This window comes from Streptosporangium sp. NPDC049376 (assembly GCF_044466505.1).
Taxonomy (GTDB): Bacteria; Actinomycetota; Actinomycetes; order Streptosporangiales; family Streptosporangiaceae; genus Streptosporangium.
Genome location: NZ_JBITMT010000057.1, coordinates 1 through 1,248, shown reverse-complemented (window position 1 = coordinate 1,248; position 1,248 = coordinate 1). Strand labels below are relative to the sequence as shown.

General features: G+C 73.1%; 2 protein-coding genes. Both read right to left on the bottom strand.

What is annotated here, in order from left to right; translation table 11 throughout:
• A partial coding sequence (locus ACIBVQ_RS40545; protein WP_399184279.1) for a GntR family transcriptional regulator occupies positions 1-348 on the bottom strand: 348 nt, incomplete at its 3' end.
• On the bottom strand, positions 345-1,160 hold the full coding sequence (locus ACIBVQ_RS40540; RefSeq protein WP_399184277.1) for a hypothetical protein: 816 nt from the start codon (positions 1,158-1,160) through the stop codon (positions 345-347). The genes ACIBVQ_RS40545 and ACIBVQ_RS40540, both read right to left, overlap by 4 nt.
• Positions 1,161-1,248 lie beyond the last annotated feature (88 nt).

Sequence of the window (1,248 nt, the reverse complement as noted above, 5' to 3'; positions counted from 1 at the left end):
CGTCAGAGCCGCCTGTACGATGCGGATCGCCTCGCCCGCGTCGAGGCCGACGCTGGCGATCACGGCCGCGTACTCGGCGGCGGCCCGGCGGGCCCGCTCCCGGCCCTCCTGCCCGGCCGCCGACACGAACGAGCCCGCCCGCCCGCGCGTCTCGATCAGCCCCGCCTCCTCCAGCTCCCGGTAGGCCCGGCCGACCGTGTTGACGGCCAGGCCGAGATCGGCCGCCAGGTGGCGGATGGTCGGCAGCCGGGCGCCCACGGCCAGCGTGCGGTCCTGGATCTGCCGGGCGAGCTGGGCCCGCAGCTGCTCGAACGGCGGCACCGGCGAGGCCGCGTCGATGACGATCATCGGGTGCTCATGGCCCGCCGGGCCACCGTCGCGCTCGGCGGCGTCCTGACGCGGAGGGCGATGCACGCGGCCATGCCCAGGACCACGTTGGCGACCGCGGCGGCGCCCCACCAGCCGGGCGCGGTGCCGAACAGCAGCACCATGGGCAGTGACCACTGCACGCTCGGGGTGGTGAGCTCGCGGGCGTCTTCGACGCGCATGATGACGTCGGCGGTCAGCGACTCCTCATCCTGCGCCACGACCGGGTGCCTGAGCAGGTGGCGCAACTGCATGGCGGTGATGGCCGTCGCGCCGAGCAGGGCGATCAGCAGGACGACGGCCGGTTGCCGCAGGGTGGGGTCGGGAAGGGCCAGGGCGCTTGCGGCCAGTGCCATCGTTCCGGCGGACGTGGCGGCCGCGAAGGCGGCGTACGGTCTGCCGAGCACGGCCCGCCAGCCGGGCTGGATCAGGTGGGTGGCCCTGCGGGACAGTGTCGCGCCCGCCCGCTGGTCGACGCGTCGTACCCACCGGTCGAGCAGTGATTGGGCCAGTAGCAGCCCGGCCACCAGTGCGGTCAGGGCCAGCAGAGGCAGTGGGCGATGCGGCGGGGGGCCGCCGAAGGCGGAAGCGGCGGCGAGCGCGCTCGCGATGATCAGTACGGCCGGGATGATCTGAGCGGCCAGTCGGGCGCGTCTGCGGACCGCGAGCCGGTTGGCCAGCAGTGGGGTCGGGCGGGTGCCGGCCAGGTCGTGCATGGTCAGCCACTCGCCTGCCAGTCGCAGATCGGTCGCACGCGTCTGTGGGCCGGTGTCCGGTAACGGTTCGGGGGTCACAGCGCCTCCTTTGTCGCAAGCTTTGTATCAATATGGTGCGTCATAACTTGCGACAAAGTCAACGCCCGACCATTGCGAGATCCCTGCC